Consider the following 18,982-nt stretch of genomic DNA (forward strand, 5'->3'; position numbering starts at 1 on the left):
GCCCGGCCGAGGCCGGGCGCCGTCCTTTCCTCAGGCGACGAGGCCCTTGGTCAATTCGAGCGCCTGACGCTCGAACAACCGCCGGTAGATGCCGCCGTTCAGCCTAATCAGGTCGTCATGCGACCCCTCCTCGGCGATACGCCCGCGATCGAAGACCAGCAGCCGGTCGAGCGCCCGCACCGTCGAGAGCCGGTGCGCGATCACCAGCGTCGTGCGCCCGACCATCAGCCGCTCCATCGCCTTCTGGATCAGCACTTCCGATTCCGAATCGAGGCTCGATGTCGCCTCGTCCAGGATCAGGATGCGCGCGTCTGCGAGGAAGGCGCGGGCGATCGCCACGCGCTGGCGCTCGCCGCCCGACAATTTCACGCCACGCTCGCCGACCAGGGTTCCGTAGCCCTTGGGCAGGCTGGTGATGAAATCATGCGCGCTGGCAAGCTTGGCCGCATGCTCGATCTCGGCCTGGCTGGCGCCGGGCCTCGCATAGGCGATGTTCTCGGCAAGCGACCGGTGGAACAGGATCGGCTCCTGCTGGACGATGGCGATCTGGCTGCGCAACGAAGCCTGTTCGACCTGCGAGATGTCCTGCCCGTCGATCAGGATCCTTCCGGCGTTCACGTCATAGAGCCGCTGGATCAGCTTGACGAAGGTCGTCTTGCCCGAGCCCGAATGCCCGACCAGCCCGACGCGCTCGCCGGCCGCGATATCGACCGAGAAGTCGCGGTAGAGCGGCAGCCGGTGATTGCCGTAGTGGAACGTCACCTTGTCGAAAGCTATGTGCCCGTCGGTGATCCGGATCGGTTGGGCGCCGGGCCGGTCCTCGATGCCGAGCGGCTCGGACTGGAAGTCGACCAGTTCCTCCATGTCGTTGATCGAGCGCTGCAGGTTGCGGATATGGGTGCCGATGTCGCGCAGATAGCCCTGCAGCACGAAGAACGAGGTCAGCACGAAGGCGACATCGCCGGCGCTCGCCTGCCCCCAGGCCCACAACATGAGGGCAAGACCGATTACCGCCGCCCGCATCGCCAGCAGCAGCACCCCTTGCGTGGTGCCGTTGGCGGTGCCGCGCATCCAGGTGCGGCCGGTGCGCAGGCGCCATTTGGCGACGACGCGCGCCAGCCGCGCTTCCTCCCGGGTCTCCGCGCCGAAGCTCTTGACGACGGCGTTGCAGCTCACCGCGTCTGCCAACGAGCCGCCAAGTCGCGTGTCCCAGCTGTTGGCGAGCCGCGCGGCGGGCGCGACATAGCCGAGCGACAGCATCGCCGTGACGGCGATGAACAGCACCGAGCCGGCCGCCACCACGGCCCCCATCAGCGGCCAGAACCAGCCGAGCAGCAGCGTCGATCCGACAAGCATGACGACCGACGGCAGAAGCGCGATCAGGATCGTGTCGTTGAGCAGATCCAGCGCCCACATGCCGCGCGTTACCTTGCGCACCGTCGATCCGGCGAAGCTGTTGGCGTGCCAGTCCGTCGAGAAGCGTTGCACCCGATGGAAGGCGTCGGCGGCAATGTCCGACATCATCTTCAGCGTCAGCTCGACGATCCAAAGGAAGGCGACATTGCGCAGCACGACGCCGGCCAGCGCCAGCGCCATCAGGATTGAGAACGCCGCCATCGCCGCATTCCAGGCGACCGCGTCGGTTCCGGCGCCGCCGGCGACCGCATCGACCAGGCGGCCGGAGTAGAAGGGTGTCAGCACGTCGGCCAGCGTCGAGAGCAGGAATGCGCCCATAATGAGCGAAAGCCGCCACGGCTGGCGCTGCCAGTGGCCGAACGTAAAGCCAAGCACGCTGCGAAAGGCGCTCGCGCGCAGATCGATCTTGAAACGAGCCATGATGTCATCCGGGCGCAAACGAGCCCGGTCCCGGTAAAAATCAAATTGGAAAACCCGCGTCCGGCCTTAAGGCGCCTTGGAAAACGGGAGGTTCAGTATGGGTAGGCCGCCCGCCCGAAGGCGGCGACCGGCAGCGGCAAATGCCAGTTCTGCGTCCTGCTCTCCGAAAAACCTTCGGAAAGCCCGAGCAGACCTAGGCCTCGCGGCCTCGCATAACGATGTCAAATCTTGCCATACGGTCCTCCCACAAGGGAATCGCGGAGAGGCCCTTATAGGGAGGCATCAGCCGATCGCCAAGTCGGCCCATCGCCAAAACGACATCTGGTCCAGCACTGAGACGAATTTGCAACAACGGCGGGTTGTGGCCGAGCCTCAGCCAGGGGGTGAGCGGTCCAGTCGCATGTAGCGGCCCTCCGTCCGGAATCCGAACTTCTGATAGAGGCTGTGAGCGTCGTTGGTCGTGAGGCTCCAATGAGAAACGGTCTTCATATCGGGATGATCGAGGAGTGCCTGCACAAGCTGTTTGCCGATCCCATGCCCGCGACGCTCCGGCCAGACGATGACGTCGAGTAGATAGGCAAAGACAGTATGGTCGGTGATCACGCGGGCGAAACCGACCTGCTCACCATCGAGATAAGCCCCGACGCAAAGCGAGTTGTCGAAGGCGCGGCGGTTGGCCTCGTCGGTTCGCGACGCCGCCCAATAGCTTTGCATGAGCTGATCGGAGGTCGCACGGAAGTCGATCCGCGACAGGTCGAAACTGATTTCAATGTCTCGCATGCGCCGCGCCGCCACCAGAGATCAACCGCGGTCCCGGAACCGGTTGGTGATCGGATAGCGGCGGTCGCGGCCGAAATTCTTCCGCGTGATCTTCACGCCGGGCGCCGCTTGGCGGCGCTTGTATTCGGCGATGTAGAGCAGGTGCTCGACGCGTGTCACCGTCGCGCGGTCGTGGCCGCGCGCGACGATGTCGTCGACGCTCATCTCGTTCTCGACAAGGCACTCGAGAATGTCGTCCAGCACCGGATAGGGCGGCAGCGAATCCTGGTCGGTCTGGTTTTCGCGCAGCTCCGCCGACGGCGCCTTGTCGATGATGTTGTTCGGGATGACCTCGCCGGAGGGTCCGAGCGCGCCCGGCGGCACATGCGAATTGCGCCAGCGAGACAGCGCATAGACCTGCATCTTGTAGAGATCCTTGATCGGATTGAAGCCGCCATTCATGTCGCCGTAAAGCGTGGCGTAGCCGACCGACATCTCGCTCTTGTTGCCGGTGGTGACCACCATCGAGCCGAACTTGTTCGAGATCGCCATCAGGATGGTGCCGCGCGCGCGGCTTTGCAGGTTTTCCTCGGTGATGCCTTCCTGGGTGCCCTCGAAGAGCTGCGTCAGCGCATGCTTGAACCCTTCGACCGGCTCGGAGATCGGCACGATGTCATAGCGGCAGCCGAGCGCGCGAGCGCAGTCCTCGGCGTCCTTCAGCGAATCCTTCGACGTATAGCGGTAAGGCATCATGACGGTGCGCAGCCGTTCTTCGCCCAGCGCGTCGACGGCGAGTGCCGCGCAGATCGCCGAGTCGATGCCGCCGGAGAGACCGAGCACGACGTTCTTGAAACCGTTCTTGTTGACGTAGTCGCGCAGGCCGAGCATGCAGGCCCGGTAGTCCGCTTCCTCCCGCTCCGGGATCTTCGACATCGGGCCTTCCGAGCAGACCCAGGTCTCTCCCTTTCTTTTCCAGGTGGTGACGTCGACCGCGTCCTCGAACTGGCTCATCTGGAAGGCGAGCGTCTTGTCAGACCCTATCGCAAACGAGGCGCCGTCGAAGATCAGCTCGTCCTGGCCGCCAAGCTGGTTGGCGTAGATCATCGGCAGGCCGGTTTCGATGACTTGGCGGATCACGACCTGGTGGCGGACGTCGATCTTGGCGCGGTAATAGGGCGAGCCGTTCGGCACCAGCAGGATCTCGGCGCCGCTTTCGGCCAGCGTCTCGCAGACGGCGACGTCACCCCAGATGTCCTCGCAGATCGGAATGCCGATGCGCACGCCGCGGAAGTTGACCGGACCCTGCAGTTCCGGCCCGGCCTGGAACACGCGCTTCTCGTCGAACTCGCCATAATTCGGCAGATCGAGCTTGTAGCGTTCCGCGATGATCTTGCCGCCATCGGCGAAGACGATGGAGTTATGCGTGCCAGTCTTGCGCTTGAGCGGCGTGCCGATGATGACGCCGGGACCGCCATCGGCGGTGTCCTTGGCGAAATCCTGCGCCGCCTTCTCGCAAGCCGTCAGGAAGGAAGGCTTCAGCACCAGGTCTTCCGGCGGATAACCGGCAAGGAAAAGCTCGGTATAGAGCACCAGATCGGCGCCCTGCCGCGCCGCGTCCGCCCTCGCCTCGCGCGCTTTTGCCAGATTGCCGGCGACGTCGCCGACGGTCGGGTTGAGCTGGGCGACGGCGATGCGCAGGATATCGGGAGCGGTCTTGGTCATGGTGTGGATGTAGCGTGGCCGAAAACGCGCCGCAATGGCGATTGCTTGTGCCAAATAAGACTAATCGGCAAAGCCGATTATGTCCTGATCGATCGAAGATCGTACCTGGCTAATCAGCCGATCATGCCCTGCAGGTCGTATCCCGATCGCCTAATCGCCCATATACGCGCGCAGCGCCTCTGCCGAGCGGTTCTCGCCGATCGACATCGCCAGGATGCGCGAGATGTGACGGCGCGGCAGGCCGGTTTCGGCCGACCATCGGTTGATCTGCGCCTGGATCTTGGCGAGGTCCCGCTTCGAGGTCGGGTTCTCGGCGATGTCGAGGCCGGCATCGCGCAAGGCCGCCGCCATGTCGGCCGAGACGACGAACGTGTCCCATTCCAGCCAACGCAGGAAATACTGCCCGGTGTTGCCACCGAGCCGGCTGCCATGCTTGGCGAGATAGGCGGTCAGGCCGACCTGATCGTCCGCCGGCCAACCGGCGATGAACTTGCCGAAGCTGCCATGCTCCTTCGCGACGCGATCGACAAAGGCGGCGTTGTCGCGCACCGACTTGATCTTCTGCGGATTGCGCACGATGCGGCTGTCGGACGCGAGCTCGTGCCAGAAGTCGTCCGGCTGGAACAAAAGCCGCTTCGGCTCGAAGCCGAGAAACGCTTCCTCGAAACCGGGCCATTTCTGCTCGATGACGCGCCACACGAAGCCGGCGGCGAAAATGCGCTCGGCCATGGTGGAGAGAATGCGGTCGTCGGGGATTTTCGCCACCGCCTTGTTGTCGGGCGCCGGGCCAAGCAGCGGTGCGAGCACCGCCTCTCCGCCCTTGCGCTTTGCCGCCCGCGCGTGGATTTTCTTGAAATCGAGCATCGTTGTCCTCGCCTGATCGCCGCAATCTAGCACTTCACGTCCGGCCCGGCAGCCTCTACCTCTATCGACGTCCGGCCGAAGGAGAGACAGATGAACAAGATCGTCGAGGACATGGCGAACCGTTTGCTCAAGCGGAAGCCGGAAGGTTTCGGTCCGCTCGAGAGCCGCGTCCTCCAGTCGACGCTCGAGCGCACCACCATCACGCGCGACACCAACAAGGCCGTGGCCTTCCACGAGACCTATGGCGACCGCATCGCCGACAGCATCGCCAGGATCGGCGGCTCCTGGTCCTTCATCCTAAGCTTCCTGGCCTTTCTCGTTATCTGGACCGCCGGCAATGCCTGGCTGCTCACGCGCGACGCCTTCGACCCCTACCCCTTCATCTTCCTCAACCTCGTGCTGTCGATGCTTGCGGCGATCCAGGCGCCCGTGATCATGATGTCCCAGAACCGCCAGACCGAACGCGACCGCATCGACGCGGCCCATGACTACGAGGTCAATCTGAAGGCCGAGATCGAGATCATGGCCCTGCATGAAAAGCTCGACGAGCTGCGCCACAGCGAGATCATCGGCATGCGTGACGAAATCCTGCGCATGGCCGAGCAGATCAGGCGCATCGACGAGAAACTGTCGGCGCGGCCCGCAACGGAATGAGCGAGACCATCCACCATCTTATCGAGCAATACGGGCTGATCGCAGTCTTCCTGGGTTGCGTCGCCGAAGGCGAAAGCGCCGCGATCCTTGGCGGCTTCTTCGCTCATCAGCATGTTTTCGTGCTTTGGCAGACCTTCCTCGCGGCCTTTCTCGGCGCCTTCGCCGGCGACACGTTCTTCTTCACCATGGGGCGTAGCTTCGCCGAGCATCGCTATGTGAGAAGGTTGCGCAGGCGTCCTGGCTTCAGCCGCGCCTACCGCCTGCTCAACACGCATCCCAGCATCTTCGTGCTGACCAACCGCTATATCTACGGCATGCGCCTGGTCGGCGGCATCGCCGCCGGCCTGTCGACCGTACCCGTGCTGCGTTTCGTCATCCTGAATGCCATCTCTTCCGCGGTCTGGGCGGCCCTGTTCAGCGGCATCGGCTATGTCTTCGGCCTGGGCGCGGAGGAAATGGTGGGCCAGGCGTTTGCACGCCATGAGCGCCTGCTCATTGCCCTCGGCGTCGGCATCGTTATCGCCGTGGTCGCTTGGTTGGTAGGCCATCACTTCGCAAAACGTGAACGTGCCAAGGAAGATCAGGCCGGATCCTGATCCGCAAGGATCAGATCGGCGCGCCGATCAGGCGCTCGATGAGGGCGATGCCCCAGACGCCGCCGGCAATCACGATCGAAATCAGCACCGCAAGCGAACCGCAGTCCTTGGCGAGTTGGATGTCGATGTGGAATTCGCGCGAGATCGCGTCGCAGGCCGCCTCGATGCCGGTGTTGAGCACTTCGACCATGATCAGGAGCAGCACCGCGCCGACCAGCAGGGCATAGCCGCGCCACGAGACCGAGATGAACCAGCCGGCCGGCAGGGCAAGCGCGAGCAAAAGCAATTCCTGCTGGAATGCCTTTTCGTGGGCGGCCAACTTGCGGAAGGCCCGCACTGAATTAATGAAAGCGTCGATCAGCCGCTGCATGCCCAGCCCCGTTTCGAATTACCGTCAGGGGATATCGCAACGGCCGGATCAAGGGAATAAGCCAGCCGCTCCAAAATTCATCCGTCCGCGACCTTTATCGACGGCGTCGATTTCTCGAACTGCGGCAAGCCATCCTCGATCGAATAGTAATCGCCCTTGTCGCCGACGAAGATATGGCTTTCCGCGGCAAGACCGCTCGGCCGTTCGAAGGATCCGGCCATGATGGAGATCGTGTCCAGTTCATTGTGCTTCCAAAAGAGCAGCGAGCCGCAGGTGCGGCAGAAGCCGCGCTTCGCCACGTCGGAGGCGCCATACCAGTTGAGCGCGTCGGCCCCCTCTATGACGATATCGGCGTCCTTGGACGCGGTTGCCGCGACGAAATGGCCGGTCTGCCGACGGCACTGCGAGCAGTGGCAATAGACGACGCCGCGCAACGGCCCGCTCGTCCTGAAACGCACCGCCCCGCACAGGCACGATCCGCTGTGGTTGTCATCCATTCCGGCCTCCTTCGACCATCTGCCCGGTCCATTGCCGGATAGAATTTCAGTTTTGAAATGGCTGGGCACTGGCAAATGCGACACCGAAGCGGCGCGTTTTAGAAGCTGCACCTGCACCGGATTGCAGCCTGTGGTAGCAATGACAATGAGCAAATACAGGCCATTAAGGAAACTTTAGCGCAACTGCATTTATGCTTCCCACAAGCGATGGTCGTGTTGGGGACACGACGTCGCATCGGTAATTCTGATTCAAATCCCCGCATAAGCGACTCCCGGCGGTGGCAGGTCTCCGGTCGCACTGAAGGGGCAGTGAACAGAACATGCAACCGGCGGCCATTCCGACCGACAGGAACACCGACATCGCCAGCACCGTCGTGGCGGCGATGCGTCAGCTCGGCGTGCTTGGTCTGCCGCGCAACTACGAAATCTTCTACGAGGCGCTCTGCGGCAGCAATCACGAACTCAGCCTTGCCGTCGTCTCGTTCAGCAACCGCCCGACACAGGAGGATCTCGACCGCATCGGGCGCACGTTCTTTCCGCAGCACCACGGCCCGGCCATTGTCGAGCACGCCCGCGAGATGGTGGCCAAGGAGCTCGAGGATATCGCGACGCTGTTGCGCAGCGAGCACTCGCATATCGAGAAATACGGCCGCATTCTCGATGAGACCTCGATCGGCCTGAGCAACCGCAGCCTGCTTTCGCAGGAGCTCCTGCAGAAGATCGCAGGCGCCATGTCGGCCGCCACCAGCTCGACGATCGACCATGGCCGCCAGATCGCCAGCACGCTCAGCGAAAAGACGGCCGAGCTCGAAAGCGTCAAGTCGAAGCTCGAGGAATACAAGCGGCTTGCCGACACCGACCCGCTCACGCAGTTGTGGAACCGCCGCGCCTTCGACAAGGAGATCACCCGGATCTACAACAGCAATCGCGGCATCCTGTTCAATGCGCTGATTCTTGCCGATATCGATCATTTCAAGGACATAAACGATCGTTACGGCCATCCGGTCGGCGACAGGATCCTGCGGATCATCGCCGAGATTTTCCAGTCCAGCGTGCGTCCCGACATGTTTGTCGCGCGCACCGGCGGCGAGGAGTTTGCGCTTATCGTCGAGGGCGCCAGCGGGGAAGCCACATACGAGATCGCCGAACGCATCCGCGCGCTGATCGAGCAGACCCCGTTCACCAGCAGCCAGACCGGCATGAACTACGGTACCGTTACCGTATCGCTGGGTATCTGCATGGCTTCGGAGGCGGAAAACCCCGAAGATCTCTACACCAAGGCGGACCGCGCGCTATATCGCTCCAAGGTCGGCGGTCGCAACAGGGTCTCCAGGCATTCGACGACGGCGGGTCGCCCCGCCAAGGGCTGGCTGCTTTACAAGAAAGACTGACACGCCTCTTTCCAGAAGAATTTTTGTGGCCTATATTTTCCACAGAAATGAAAGGGTGCGCATATGCAACGTCCAGTCGCGGCCGCGGCGGCGGCCGAAAACGCTGTCATCACCAAGGCCACGCTGCGCGCGGCCGACCTGCTCGACATCACCGCCAGGACGCTCGCTTTGGTCATCGGCGTGTCGGAAGCGACGGTCTCGCGCATGCGCAAGCAGGAATTCCTGCTTGAACGGGGCACCAAGCCGTTCGAGCTGGCGGTGCTGTTCGTCCGCCTGTTTCGCTCGCTAGACGCCGTCGTCGGCGGCGACAAGACCGTTGCCCGGGCGTGGCTGAAAAACTCCAACACCACGCTCGACGGCACGCCGATCGAGAAAATCCTGACGATTACCGGATTGGTCGATGTCATTGCCTACCTGGACTCCCGGCGCGCTCTCGTCTGAGGCCGTCAGGCTCGAAGGCAAATACTGGCGGATGGTCGAGGCGCAGCACCGTGTCTCGACCCTCAAGCTCGTCGACACGCTCGACGAGCAATCGCTGCTGGAGGACCTCATCGAGGACACCAAGCCGCAGATCCCGCTGGAGTGCCGCCATCTCCACTACCTGCTGGCGACGCCCTTTCGCTACGGCTCCGTCTATCCGTACGGCTCGCGCTTCCGCCGCGCAGGCAAGACCAAAGGCGTCTATTATGCCGCCGAGACGGTGCTGACGGCGGTGGCGGAAATGGCCTTCTACCGCTTGCTGTTCTTCGCGGAGTCGCCAGCGACGCCATGGCCGAACGACGCGGCGGAATACACCGCCTTCGCGGCGGCGATCAGATGCGACAGCGCGATCGACCTGACGCGGCCGCCGCTCGATCGCGACGAGAAGGCCTGGACGCAGCCCACCGACTACACCGCCTGCCAGGCGATCGCCGATGTCGCGCGTGAGGCCGAGCTGCAGGCGATCCGCTACCGCTCGGTGCGCGATCCCAAGGGCGCCAACATCGCGCTGTTGACCTGCAAGGGCTTTGCCAAGGCCAAACCGCTCGAGCCGCAGACCTGGCGCATCCGGATCGGCTCCTTCGGCCTGCAGGCGATCTGCGAGTTCCCGGACAAGAGGCTCGAATTCTCACGCACCGCCTTTGCCGATCCGCGACTGGCCGGCATGCGCTGGGAGCGCGACCACTGAACTCGGAAAACTGTATCGATATTCGGGTCGGGGCGAGCCGAGAATGGTGGCTACCGAGAACCGGAGCGGAGCGTACTTGAAGTACGTGAGCACCGGAAGCGCTGGAAGCCGCCATTCGCAGGCCGGCCTCACCCGAATATCGATACAGTTTTAGGCCAGGATGTTGACCGCCCGCGCCGCCACCAGCGCGATCGTCAGCAGCGAGATCATCGCTTCGGCCATCATCAGGAGCTTGGCGCGCTGCGTGAGCGGCAAGGTGTCAGTCGGCGAGAACGCCGTGGCATTGGTGAAGGCCAGGAAGAAATAGTCGACGAAGCCCGGCAGCCAGCCCTGTGTCTCGCGGTCGGGCAGTGTCATTTGCGGGAACAGGAAGTCGGCCTGCGCGCGCTTGACCAGGCCACAGGTCGGCGGGCCGCCGCGGTCGGTGCTCCAGAACCATAGCGCGAAGACGATCACGTTGGTGACCCAGATGTTGAGGGCATCGACGAGCAGCGTCGTGCCGGCGCCGGCATGCCCTTCCAGCAGGGCCCGCACCAGGAAAACCAGCGATCCGCAATTCATGACGCTGATGACGCCGGTCATGACCAGTGCCGTGCGGCGGATATGGAGGCGCAACTGGCCGATCGCGTACCAATGCTCGTGGTCGACGGCGGTGCGCGTCTGCATCTGCGTCCATGCCGTCGCGATCGACAGTGGCAACAGCAGCGCCGCTTCCACCGTCGGGGCCAGCCAGCGCGGACCGAAGGACAGATTATTGATGACCAGAAGCTGCAGGCAGATGATGACGAGGACCGCGGCGCGCGCCGACCAGAAATCGAGCCCACGGTGATGGATGACGGCATGCTGGTGGCGCATGGAGGAACCTGTATTGCTGGAGCCACGGCGCCCTGAGCCGGCTCCGGCAACGATCAACCGGCCCGTCCTGCCCGAAGCGCCGGCGACGGGTTCCGTCGCAATCTTGGTTTTACAATGTTGCGGAAGAATACATTTTCGTAAGCTTTTGCTATCGGACTGTTCAGCAACCCACCGGTGTGGTTTTAGGCCCGCATGTCGAGAACCAGCGAATCCGTTCCTCTTTGGCCTGCGGCGGGCGCGGCGGGAGACAGTCTGTCTTCCGCATGGAACGGCCTGGTCCGGCACCCGTGGCGGCTGCTGGCGCTTTTATGCCTGATCCAGATCGCTTGCTGGACCGTCATGCCGGCGATCGTCAACGTTGGACCGCCCGGCGACGTCGTCGAGGGTTTCATGTGGGGCCGCGAATGGGTGCTGTTGACCTACAAGCACCCGCAACTCCCGTGCTGGCTGCTCGAGATCAGTCATCTCCTGACCGGCTCATTCCGCTGGCCGCAATACATGCTGTCGCAACTGATGGTCTCGGCGACTTTCGTCCTGGTCTATCTGCTGGCGCGCGACATCATGGGCTCGACCCGCGCGCTCGCCGCCGTGCTGTTGATGCCCTCGATCTATTTTTTCGGCTGGCCCACCCCGCAATTCAACCATGACTACGCGCAGATGCCTTTCTGGGCCGCAATCTCGTGGCTGCTGTGGCGCTCGGCGCGCGACGGACGGCCGGGCTGGTGGCTCGCCCTCGGCCTCGTTGCCGGCATAGGGCTCTATGCCAAATTCTCGACGGCTCTGCTGCTGGCCTTCGGCGGCATCTGGATTCTATACGACGCCCGTGCCCGAAGCCGGCTCGCGACCCCGTGGCCGTGGCTCGGCCTCGCGGTTTTTCTTGGCGTCGTGGCGCCGCTGGCGATGGAGCTTGTCCGCCTCGACTTCCTGCCGCTGACCTATGCCGAGCATCGCAACGCCTGGGTGATCGCCCACCGCGCCCGGCTTTACTATATCGGCGTTCAGCTTGCCGGGCTCGCCGCTGTTCCCGTCGTGCTCGCCATTTCCGGCCTGCTGCGACGGCAGCCCGGGCCCGCGCAAGAACCCTTGTCGGCCTGCCCTCCTCCCGAACGGCGCGCGGTTGTCTACCTGGCTTGGATGGGTCTGGGGCCGGCGCTCCTGATCATGGCCGCATCGCTGTTTACCGGCACCGGCGAATCCTGGGGCGCGACGATGTACAATCTCGTCGGCGCGCTGGCGATCGCGCTCCTGGGCCACCGGCTGGGACAAAAAGAATTGCGCCGGTTGGCAGTGTTGGCGCTGCTATGCGTGGTCGGCGTGTCGAGCGCCTATGCGGTGACGCGCTGGACCAGCTGCAACATCCTCGGCCGCCTGCAGCCAATGTGCTGGCCGGCGCGGTCGATCTCGCAGACGGCCGATGCGATCTGGCACGAGGCGGTATCCGCGCCGCTGGGCATTGTCGGCGGCGACGACAGCGTGGCCAGGCTTGCCGGACTGGAAGCCCCGGACCAACCTTCGATCTTCACCACCCTCGACAGACGCCTGGCCCCCTGGGTCACGGACCAGCGGCTGCGGGAGCAGGGCATGCTGCTTGTATGGCCGCACGGCTGGAAGCTCTCCCCGCAACTTGCGGCCTGGACCGACGGCCTGCCGGTCAAGACGGTGCTTTTCGACTGGTCGCTCAAGGCGTCGCCCCTGGCGATCGACTTTGTCGTGGTTAAGCCCGGTCGAGCCGATCTTCCAGGCGATCCAGCCGGACCGCCCGACCCGGAATGAGCGGCCGCTGCAGCCGGATGATTTCAGATCGAATCGAGCTGACCAATTGCCAAATTGAAAAGGCGCCGGCTTCGCGCCAGCGCCTTCGATGATCCGGCCTGCAAGCCCTGTTCAGGCGCTGGCGGCCTGCTTGTGCTGCACCGGGTGGCTCTTCTTGAGCAGGTCCGAGACGAGGAAGGCGAGCTCGATCGCCTGATCGGCGTTGAGGCGCGGATCGCAATGGGTGTGATAGCGGTCCTGCAGCTCTTCCGCCGTGATGGCGCGGGCGCCGCCCGTGCATTCGGTGACGTTCTTGCCGGTCATCTCCACATGGATGCCCCCCGGATGCGTGCCTTCGGCACGGTGCACCTCGAAGAAGGTCTGCACCTCCTTGAGGATGCGGTCGAACGGCCGCGTCTTGTAGCCCGCCGCTTCGATCGTGTTGCCATGCATCGGGTCGGACGACCACACGACGTTGCGGCCTTCCTTCTTCACCGCACGCACCAGCTTCGGAAGATGTTCGGCGACCTTGTCGGAACCGAAGCGGGCGATCAGCGTCAGGCGGCCCGGCTCGTTCTCGGGATTGAGCAGGTCGATCAGTTCCAGGAGGCCGTCCGGCGTCAGCGACGGCCCGCATTTCAGGCCGAGCGGATTCTTGATGCCGCGGCAATATTCGATATGCGCGTGATCCGGCTGGCGGGTGCGGTCGCCGATCCAGATCATGTGGCCCGAGGTCGCGTACCAGTCGCCGGAGGTCGAATCGACGCGCGTCAGCGCCTCCTCGTAGCCGAGCAACAACGCCTCGTGGCTGGTGTAGAAATCGGTCTCGCGTAGCGCGAAGTTGGTTTCCGAGGTGATGCCCACCGCGCGCATGAATTCCATCGTCTCGGTGATGCGGTTGGCGAGCGCGCCGTACTTCTCGCCTTGCGGGCTGTCGGCGACGAAGCCCAGCATCCAGCGATGCACGTTCTCCAGGCTCGCATAGCCGCCTTGCGCGAAAGCGCGCAGAAGGTTGAGCGTCGCGGCCGACTGGCGGTAGGCCATCTCCTGGCGCGCCGGATCCGGGATGCGCGACTTGGCGTCGAACTCGATGCCGTTGATGATATCGCCGCGATAGCTCGGCAGCGTCACGCCGGCCTTGGTCTCGTTGTCGGACGAACGCGGCTTGGCGAACTGGCCGGCGACGCGGCCGACCTTCACCACCGGCTGCGCGCCGGCGAAGGTGAGCACCACCGACATCTGCAGGAAAACGCGGAAGAAGTCGCGGATGTTGTCGGCGCCATGCTCCGCGAAGCTCTCCGCGCAATCACCACCCTGGAGCAGGAACGCTTCGCCGGCCGCGACCGCCGCCAGCTGCTTCTTCAGCTTGCGCGCCTCACCGGCAAAAACCAGCGGCGGGAAAGTGGCAAGCTGGGCTTCCGTGGCCTTGAGCGCGGCAGGATCCGGATAGGCCGGGACCTGCTTGATCGGCTTTGCCCTCCATGAATTCGGCGACCATTTCGTCATCGCTGCACCCAAACGCCCTTTAGGAGCAACTCCGGGAAAAATATGAAATTTCCGTCGGAATTGCGTCAAAACAAACCGGCGAGCGCGCTTGCCCGCCATTCCCGCCTCAATACGAGGTCGCGGCTCCTTACACGAAGCCGATTACCTATTCTAGCCGGGTTTTTCAGTGGTGGCGAATGCTTCCGCCGCCTCGCTATGCCGTGTCCGCCAGCGCGAGCAGGAACAAGCCCAGCCCGAGCAAAAGACATGATGGGCTATAGAGCAGGCTGTCATATCTGGCGAAACGCGTGTTCCTGACCCGCTTGAACAGCCCGAAATATCTCGACCAGCTCAATGCCCGAAGCGTGAATATCGCCGCCCACAGGATAATTGCTGTCTTCAGCAGCCAGTGCGGCACCGGCAGTTGGATCAGGCCCGCGAATCCAAGAACGAGCAGAAAGACCAGCGCCAGAACCAGGCCCACAGCCAGGGCGCCGACGGCCGTCTCCTTCACCGCCGGGCTGCCGTCCTCGCGTTGAGGCAGTGAAACGCTGGCGCCGGTGCGGCCGCCCAAACCCCAATAGACGTGAAATCCGGCCCCAAGCAAAAGCACGGCCGAACAGGCACCGACGACCGCCGCTTCCATGCCTATCTGCCAGCCGCGTTCAGGCGCTTCAGCTGGCCGCCAAGACCGCCCGTAAAATCGAGCGCCAGCATGCGAAGCAGCGCAATGGCACTCCACAAGGGCCGTTCCGCGAAAGGCTTGTTGCTGTTGTGCTCAAGCAAAGGGTGGGTGAACAGAGCTGCAAGATAGAAGAATGGGATGATGACCAGAAAGGCCCACCAGACCACGAAGAAGGAGGCCGCGACGCCGGCGATCGGCGCGAAGAAAAGGCCGAGGTAATGAATAAAGCGGGTTGAAGGTTTTGAATGGCCGGCGAGGTAGCCGAGCCAGTATTCATCGAAGGTTTGCGGGTTCATGAGCAGCCCCTACTGCGATGATTAGCGCCGCCGATTGAAACGCCCGGGTACAAATACTGCAATGGTCCTAATCGTCGCACGTCCCGAAAGTGCGCACGACCTTTGCAGGTGGGTTACTATTTCGTTGCAAGGCGCACCGGCCGCCGCAACAGGCCCGCAGGCCCGTTCAAGTGCCTACGCGGCCTTGTCGACGAGCCGGGCCAGTTGCGTCATCACCACCGCCGAGCCCGCCAGGCGCTTCTCGGCGTTCGGCCAATCGCGCATGAAGACGACGCTGTGGTCGGCCCTGATCTTGGCCAGCGAGCCCTGCTCGCCGATGAACTTGACCAGCCCGACCGGATTGGGGAACTCGCGCTTGCGGAAATGAATGACGATGCCCTTGGGACCGGCGTCGAGCTTCTCGACATTGGCCTTGCGGCAGAGCGCCTTGATGAAGACGATCTTCAGCAGATGCGTCACTTCCTCGGGCAGCGGCCCGAAGCGGTCGATCAGCTCGGCGCCGAAGCCGTCTATCTCCTCGGTGGTTTCGAGATCGCCAAGCCGGCGATAGAGCGCCATCCTGAGCTGCAGGTCCGGCACATAGCTTTCCGGGATCATCACCGCCGTGCCGACCGCGATCTGCGGCGACCAGCCGCCGTCCTGCGCTTCGCCCGTGTCCTTCACCTCGGCCACCGCCTCTTCCAGCATCTGCTGGTAGAGCTCGAAGCCGACCTCCTTGATATGGCCGGACTGCTCTTCGCCCAGAAGATTGCCGGCGCCGCGGATGTCGAGGTCGTGGCTGGCGAGCTGGAAGCCGGCGCCGAGCGTGTCGAGCGACTGCAGCACCTTCAGCCGGCGCTCGGCCGTATCGGTGAGCTTGCGGTTGGCCGGCAGCGTGAACAGCGCATAGGCGCGCACCTTGGAACGGCCGACGCGGCCGCGCAGCTGATAGAGCTGCGCCAAGCCGAACATGTCGGCGCGATGGATGATCAGCGTGTTTGCGGTCGGGATGTCGAGGCCGGATTCGACGATGGTCGTCGACAGGAGCACATCGTACTGGCCGTCGTAGAAGGCGTTCATGATGTCGTCGAGCTCGCCCGGCGGCATCTGGCCATGCGCCACCGCCACCTTCAGCTCCGGCACGGATTCCCGAAGGAAATCATGGATTTCAGCCAGGTCACTGATGCGCGGCACGACATAGAAGGATTGGCCGCCGCGATAGCGCTCGCGCAGCAGCGTCTCGCGGATGACCAGCGGATCGAAGGGTGAGATGAAGGTGCGCACCGCCATGCGGTCGACCGGCGGCGTAGCGATCAGCGACAGCTCGCGCACGCCGGTCAGCGCCAGTTGCAGCGTGCGCGGGATCGGCGTCGCCGACAGCGTCAGCACGTGCACGTCGGACTTGAGATCCTTCAGCCGCTCCTTGTGCTTGACGCCGAAATGCTGCTCCTCGTCAATGATCAGCAGCCCGAGATTCTTGAACGAGATAGAGCTGCCGAGCAGCGCATGCGTGCCGACGACGATATCGACCGTGCCCTCTGCGATCCCCTTCTTGGTCTCGGCCAATTCCTTGGAACCGACCAGGCGTGACGCCTGCGCGATGCGGATCGGCAGGCCGGAAAAGCGCTGCGAGAAAGTCTTGAAATGCTGGCGCGACAGCAAGGTCGTCGGCACCACCACCGCCACCTGGAAACCTTCCATCGCCGCGATGAAGGCGGCGCGCAGCGCCACTTCCGTCTTGCCGAAACCGACGTCGCCGCACACCAGCCGGTCCATCGGCTTGCCGGCGCCGAGATCGTCCATGACGGAATCGATTGCCGTCTGCTGGTCGTCGGTTTCCTCGTAAGGGAACCGCGCCGCGAACTCGCCGTACAGGCCTTCAGCCGGAATCATGGTCGGCGCGGAACGCATCTGCCGCTCGGCGGCAATGCGGATCAATTGTCCGGCCATGTCGAGCAGGCGCCGCTTGAGCCGCGCCTTGCGCGCCTGCCAGGCGCCGCCGCCGAGCTTGTCGAGCGGTGCTTCGGCCGAATCCGAGCCGTATCGTGAAAGCAGCTCGATGTTTTCGACCGGCAGGAACAGCCGGTCGTCACCGGCATAGTGGATTTCGAGACAATCATGCGGCGAGCCGACCGCCTCGATGGTGCGCAGGCCGATGAAACGGCCAATGCCGTGGTCGGCGTGGACGACGATGTCGCCGGAAGACAGCGACGAGGCTTCGGCGATAAAATCGGAAGCCTTCTTCTTGCGTTTCGAACGCCGGATCAGCCTGTCGCCGAGGATGTCCTGCTCGGCGACGACCACCATGTCGTCGGTCTCGAAACCGGATTCGAGCGGCAGCACGGCGAGACCCGCCTGCCCCGGCTCGAGCTTTTCAACCTCGGCAAGCGTCGCGACCGGCTTCAGATTGCCAAGATGATGTTCGACGAGAATCTGGCCGAGGCGATCGAGCGAGCCTTCCGTCCAGCCGGCGACGATCACGCGACGGCGCGCGGCGCGCTCGTCGGCAATGTGCTTCACGACGACGTCGAAGACGTTGATGTTGGGGTCGGCGCGCTCTTCGGCGAAGCTGCGGCCGTGCCGCGAGCCGCCATGGAAGACCTTCTTGCCGCCGACATCGGGCGCGTCGAAGACGGTGAAGTCGATGTCCTCGCGCGGTCCGAGCGAGGCCTTCAGGTTATCGGGCGAGAGATAGAGCAGGTCCGGCGCCACCGGCTTGTAGGGCACGGCATCCTTGAGCGCGCTGTCGGCCTGCTTTCGCCGCGCTTCGTAGTGATCGACGATCAGCGTGTGGCGCTCGGCCAGCGCCTCATGCGCCAGATGATCGAAGACAACGGGTGCATCGGGCAGATAGTCGAACACCGTCTCCAGCCGCTCGTAGAAGAACGGCAGCCAGTGCTCCATACCGGCGAAGCGCCGGCCTTCGCTGACAGCGGCATAGAGCGCGTCGTCGCGCGAGGGCGCGCCGAAAGCCTCGATATAGGAGCGGCGGAAGCGGCTGATCGTCTCCTGCGTCAGCGCCACTTCGCTCATCGCCTGCAGCGACATCGATTTGCGCTGCCCGGTGGTGCGCTGGGTCGCGACGTCGAAGACGCGGATCGATTCCAGCGTGTCGCCGAAGAAGTCGAGCCGAAGCGCCTCGCTCCAGCCCGGCGCGAAAAGATCGAGGATACCGCCGCGCACCGCGAACTCGCCGAGCCCGCGCACCGTCGGCACGCGCTCGAAGCCGGAGATCTCCAGCCGCGCGATCAGCGCGTTCATGTCGATCTGGTTGCCGGGCCTAGCGTGGAAAGTCTGCGCCTCGATCAGTTCGGCCGGCGGGATGCGCTGCAACAGCGCATTGGCGGTGGTGAGGATCACGGCGCGGTGCGGTTTCCTGGCCAGCGCGATCATGGCCGAAAGCGCGTCGAGCCGCCGCGCCGCGGCGTCTGCGCCTGGCGAAACGCGATCGTAAGGCAGGCAGTCCCATGCCGGCAGTTCCCGCACCGGCAGGCCGGGCGCGGCAAAGGCGAGCGCCTCGATGATGGTCGGCAGCCGCTGGCCGTCGCGCGCGACGAACAGCACCGGCTTGTCGGGTGCGATCTCCTGCGCCGTCTGCACCAGGGCGAAGGCTTCGTAGCCGTCGGCGACGCCGTCGACGATGAACTGGCCGGCGCGGCCTTTGGGTAGGCCGATGGAAGGAATGAGGCTCATGAATATGCGTTTTTCAAAATGTCATGGTCCGGCGCGACGCCAGAATCTTCCGCAGGACCGCGCAGTCGATATCGGGCGGAACCGGGCGTTCACCGGTGACCATCGGCAGGAATTCAGTGTCGGGAATTTCGAGAAGCCTCTCATATTGGTCGATTTCCTCGCCGGTCAAGGCGTCGATCTCGGCGTCGGCGAAGGAACCGAGGATCAGGTCCATCTCACGCATGCCGCGATGCCAGGAGCGGAACAGAAGCTTGCGGCGGCGCGCGTCCAGCCCCTCGCTTGATCGCTGTGTTCCGGTCATGTCGCCGCATCCCTGTCCAAAGCGGCGCATATAGCGTGGATAGAGAGCGGTGTCAGCCTTTGCGCTGCCGCCGTCGCGA

Annotated in this window: 18 protein-coding genes; 6 read left to right on the forward strand and 12 right to left on the reverse strand. The window is 63.9% G+C overall.

Going from position 1 to position 18,982, the window contains the following annotated elements:
- Positions 1–30: 30 nt before the first annotated feature.
- The 4 genes from LB572_RS32960 to LB572_RS32975 form a co-directional block, all read right to left on the reverse strand.
- The gene (locus tag LB572_RS32960) at positions 31–1,836 is read right to left on the reverse strand and encodes an ABC transporter ATP-binding protein (RefSeq protein WP_224670723.1); all 1,806 of its coding nucleotides are present in this window, start codon (positions 1,834–1,836) and stop codon (positions 31–33) included.
- Between the two features lie 372 nt (positions 1,837–2,208).
- Entirely contained in the window at positions 2,209–2,616 is a 408-nt protein-coding gene (locus tag LB572_RS32965; protein ID WP_140808504.1) for a GNAT family N-acetyltransferase, read from the reverse strand.
- Between the two features lie 21 nt (positions 2,617–2,637).
- Positions 2,638–4,317 (reverse strand): NAD+ synthase, encoded by a 1,680-nt coding sequence (locus LB572_RS32970; RefSeq protein ID WP_140808520.1) that lies wholly within the window; start codon positions 4,315–4,317, stop codon positions 2,638–2,640.
- A gap of 150 nt (positions 4,318–4,467) precedes the next feature.
- Positions 4,468–5,181, reverse strand: coding sequence for a DNA-3-methyladenine glycosylase I (locus tag LB572_RS32975; RefSeq protein ID WP_224670724.1), 714 nt, complete (start codon positions 5,179–5,181; stop codon positions 4,468–4,470).
- Between the two features lie 90 nt (positions 5,182–5,271).
- Here LB572_RS32975 and LB572_RS32980 point away from each other — a divergent pair, with 90 nt between their 5' ends.
- Both LB572_RS32980 and LB572_RS32985 read left to right on the forward strand, forming a co-directional pair.
- Positions 5,272–5,835, forward strand: a complete 564-nt coding sequence (locus LB572_RS32980; protein WP_140808507.1) for a DUF1003 domain-containing protein — start codon at positions 5,272–5,274, stop codon at positions 5,833–5,835.
- Positions 5,832–6,431, forward strand: a complete 600-nt coding sequence (locus LB572_RS32985) for a DedA family protein (RefSeq protein ID WP_224670725.1) — start codon at positions 5,832–5,834, stop codon at positions 6,429–6,431. The genes LB572_RS32980 and LB572_RS32985 overlap by 4 nt, the downstream gene beginning before the upstream one ends.
- Positions 6,432–6,441: 10 nt before the next feature.
- Here LB572_RS32985 and LB572_RS32990 read toward each other — a convergent pair whose 3' ends face one another.
- Both LB572_RS32990 and LB572_RS32995 read right to left on the reverse strand, forming a co-directional pair.
- Positions 6,442–6,801 (reverse strand): diacylglycerol kinase, encoded by a 360-nt coding sequence (locus LB572_RS32990; protein WP_140808511.1) that lies wholly within the window; start codon positions 6,799–6,801, stop codon positions 6,442–6,444.
- Positions 6,802–6,878: 77 nt separating this feature from the next.
- Complete coding sequence (locus LB572_RS32995) at positions 6,879–7,298, reverse strand: GFA family protein (RefSeq protein ID WP_140808513.1); 420 nt, start codon at positions 7,296–7,298, stop codon at positions 6,879–6,881.
- 320 nt (positions 7,299–7,618) lie between these two features.
- On the opposite strand from LB572_RS32995, the gene LB572_RS33000 reads away from it, so the two are divergent.
- The 3 genes from LB572_RS33000 (at position 7,619) to LB572_RS33010 (ending at position 9,857) form a co-directional block, all read left to right on the forward strand.
- Positions 7,619–8,689, forward strand: coding sequence for a GGDEF domain-containing protein (locus tag LB572_RS33000; RefSeq protein ID WP_224670726.1), 1,071 nt, complete (start codon positions 7,619–7,621; stop codon positions 8,687–8,689).
- A gap of 63 nt (positions 8,690–8,752) precedes the next feature.
- Positions 8,753–9,130: an MbcA/ParS/Xre antitoxin family protein gene (locus LB572_RS33005; protein WP_224670727.1), complete on the forward strand. Its 378-nt coding sequence runs from the start codon at positions 8,753–8,755 to the stop codon at positions 9,128–9,130.
- Positions 9,090–9,857: an RES family NAD+ phosphorylase gene (locus tag LB572_RS33010; protein ID WP_224670728.1), complete on the forward strand. Its 768-nt coding sequence runs from the start codon at positions 9,090–9,092 to the stop codon at positions 9,855–9,857. Before LB572_RS33005 ends, LB572_RS33010 begins: the two co-directional genes overlap by 41 nt.
- Positions 9,858–10,007: 150 nt before the next feature.
- On the opposite strand, the gene LB572_RS33015 is transcribed toward LB572_RS33010, so the two are convergent.
- A complete protein-coding gene (locus LB572_RS33015; protein ID WP_224670729.1) occupies positions 10,008–10,712 on the reverse strand; it encodes a hypothetical protein in 705 nt (234 codons plus the stop codon).
- 192 nt (positions 10,713–10,904) lie between these two features.
- On the opposite strand from LB572_RS33015, the gene LB572_RS33020 reads away from it, so the two are divergent.
- Positions 10,905–12,485 (forward strand): glycosyltransferase family 39 protein, encoded by a 1,581-nt coding sequence (locus tag LB572_RS33020; RefSeq protein ID WP_224670730.1) that lies wholly within the window; start codon positions 10,905–10,907, stop codon positions 12,483–12,485.
- 111 nt (positions 12,486–12,596) lie between these two features.
- Here the strand turns inward: LB572_RS33020 and LB572_RS33025 are convergent, their stop codons facing one another.
- From LB572_RS33025 to LB572_RS33045, 5 genes are all read right to left on the reverse strand, one after another.
- Entirely contained in the window at positions 12,597–13,970 is a 1,374-nt protein-coding gene (locus LB572_RS33025; protein ID WP_140809240.1) for a class II 3-deoxy-7-phosphoheptulonate synthase, read from the reverse strand.
- Positions 13,971–14,163: 193 nt separating this feature from the next.
- A complete protein-coding gene (locus tag LB572_RS33030; protein ID WP_224670731.1) occupies positions 14,164–14,595 on the reverse strand; it encodes a DUF3995 domain-containing protein in 432 nt (143 codons plus the stop codon).
- 2 nt (positions 14,596–14,597) lie between these two features.
- Complete coding sequence (locus LB572_RS33035; protein ID WP_224670732.1) at positions 14,598–14,930, reverse strand: Mpo1-like protein; 333 nt, start codon at positions 14,928–14,930, stop codon at positions 14,598–14,600.
- Between the two features lie 174 nt (positions 14,931–15,104).
- Positions 15,105–18,602 carry a transcription-repair coupling factor gene (mfd, locus tag LB572_RS33040; protein ID WP_224670733.1) on the reverse strand — a complete coding sequence of 1,166 codons (3,498 nt, stop codon included), beginning with the start codon at positions 18,600–18,602 and terminating at the stop codon, positions 15,105–15,107.
- 13 nt (positions 18,603–18,615) lie between these two features.
- Positions 18,616–18,903, reverse strand: a complete 288-nt coding sequence (locus LB572_RS33045) for a succinate dehydrogenase assembly factor 2 (RefSeq protein WP_140809248.1) — start codon at positions 18,901–18,903, stop codon at positions 18,616–18,618.
- Between the last annotated feature and the right edge of the window lie 79 nt (positions 18,904–18,982).

This window comes from Mesorhizobium sp. BH1-1-5 (assembly GCF_020165615.1).
Classification (GTDB): Bacteria; Pseudomonadota; Alphaproteobacteria; order Rhizobiales; family Rhizobiaceae; genus Mesorhizobium.